The organism is Prolixibacter denitrificans, assembly GCF_003014495.1.
GTDB lineage: Bacteria > Bacteroidota > Bacteroidia > Bacteroidales > Prolixibacteraceae > Prolixibacter > Prolixibacter denitrificans.
In genome coordinates this window covers 1-1,928 of sequence record NZ_PYGC01000029.1, presented here as the reverse complement: position 1 = coordinate 1,928, position 1,928 = coordinate 1, and the positions used below count along the sequence as shown (strand labels likewise).

Sequence of the window (1,928 nt, the reverse complement as noted above, 5' to 3'; positions counted from 1 at the left end):
AATCGAGTAGGCTGCCGATAGGCTAAATGCCTATCGGAGAACCTCTCACACCACTGTACGTACGGGCCTCGTATACAGCGGTTCATTAAGATGCGGGGCAACCTTTGCGTAATAGGATAGCATGGAGTCATAGCCTCGCTTTCGCAACCGGTCAACCGTTATTGTAGTTCCCAGAATCGGGCTCTGGGCAATTGCCCAACCTCCCATCCTCGAACGACTCCACTGGTATGCCTGCTCCGGTGGAACACCCAATCGAATCAGGTTTTTCCTTTTCCGTTCCGGCTTTTTCCAGTGGTGCCAGATACAATACCGAAGCCGGTTTCTGATCCACCCATCGAGCTCTTGCAGTTTAACCTGCAAACTGGCCAACCGAAAGTAACCCAACCAGCCCCGCATTACTTCGCCAAGCTTTTGTATCCGCTCGTCGAAGCTCATCGGGGTGGTTTTCCGGGTGATTGTTTTCAGTTTTAGCTTCAGACACTTCCAGCTTTTATACGATGCAACCAGTTGGTATTGGCCTTTCTCGCCTTTTCGGTAAGTCGGCACAAAACCATAGCCCAGAACATTGAACTGTACCGGCCGTCGGATGCCGCTCTTTTCCCGGTTAATCGGGAGCCTGAGCCTGTCCCGTAAAAAACGGAAGGTATCGTTGCCAACTTTTCGGGCAGTCGTCTTCGTCTTCAGGTAGATGCTAAAGTCATCGGCATAGCGAACGAAACGCAGGTTCTGCCTTTTCAGTTCCTTGTCCAGTTCATGCAGCATGATGTTGGACAATAACGGACTGAGCGGGCTTCCCTGGGGTACACCTTTGCGCCGTTTCTTTAGTTTTCCGTCAACTAATATCGGTGCCCGGAGCCATTTGCGGATGAGTCTTAGCGTAAGCGGACATCTCACCTTGCGATAGAGTAACTGCAACAAGATGCAATGATCGACTTCGTCGAAGAAGCTTCTCAGATCAATATCAACAATGTATTGAAAACCGGAGTTGATATGCTCCTGTGCTTTCAGTACCGCTTGTTGTGCATTCCGGTTAGGCCGGAAGCCATAGCTCTGATCGGCGAACTCCGTTTCAAACTTAACAGCCAACACTTGTCCTACAGCCTGTTGCAGCAGGCGGTCAGTTACCGTAGGTATGCCTAACAGCCGTTTCTTCCCATTACTCTTCGGGATTTTTGCTCCCAGGATGGCTTGCGGAAGATATTCCCCCTGCCGGATATTCGCTTCCAGACGGACCCTGTTTTTTTCAAGATGTCCGTAGAGCTCCTTCACATCCATACCATCGACTCCGGCGGCTCCTTTATTGGATACCACCTGTCTGTAGGCGCGCATCATGTTCCGACGGTTTAAAACCTCTTCAATCATCCTGTTCATTTTTCGGTTACCCTGTTCCGACTAAGTAGAGGCTACAGCTTATACGGCCGTTCCTAAACGAATTGGGAACATCTTAATGTTCAGCCCTTCGCTACTTTGTGAGGCCTCCACGGTCTCTGTTCGTGGCTCGTTTCCTGCAGCTACTATGGCTTCTGCTGACTTCTCACCCTGCCCAACCCGTGGACGGTGAGATCTCCCCAGGTAAGAGCATCTTCCTTCACCCAATCGCTGCCTGATCTACTACTTTGGAACTCCTCCTTTGCAGGAGCTTTTGGACGTCACAGTGATGTGCCTGCTCATCCGTCCTCATAGCCTCATATCAGGTTCCTGTTCGTCAGTACCGGGTTTTGCCGGTTGGCTTCCTTCACTGCATACCTCACGGTAAACCAGCTTGCCACTTGCTAACGGTTCGGGGCGTTACCCCCGCCCGTACGGGACTTACACCCTCTGGAATAATCTCACGCTACACTTATTGTTTAATCCGGAAAATTTGTATTTTTCAATTTTATCCGGAACTTACAAGTAAGTGTGCACATGCTCATGCTGGGCACACACAA

Annotated in this window: 1 protein-coding gene; it reads right to left on the bottom strand. The window is 50.4% G+C overall.

All coding sequences use genetic code 11. The annotated features are described in order from the left end of the window. Nucleotides 1-45: 45 nt before the first annotated feature. Nucleotides 46-1,362 (bottom strand): group II intron reverse transcriptase/maturase, encoded by a 1,317-nt coding sequence (gene ltrA, locus CLV93_RS20015; RefSeq protein ID WP_106544008.1) that lies wholly within the window; start codon nt 1,360-1,362, stop codon nt 46-48. Between the last annotated feature and the right edge of the window lie 566 nt (nt 1,363-1,928).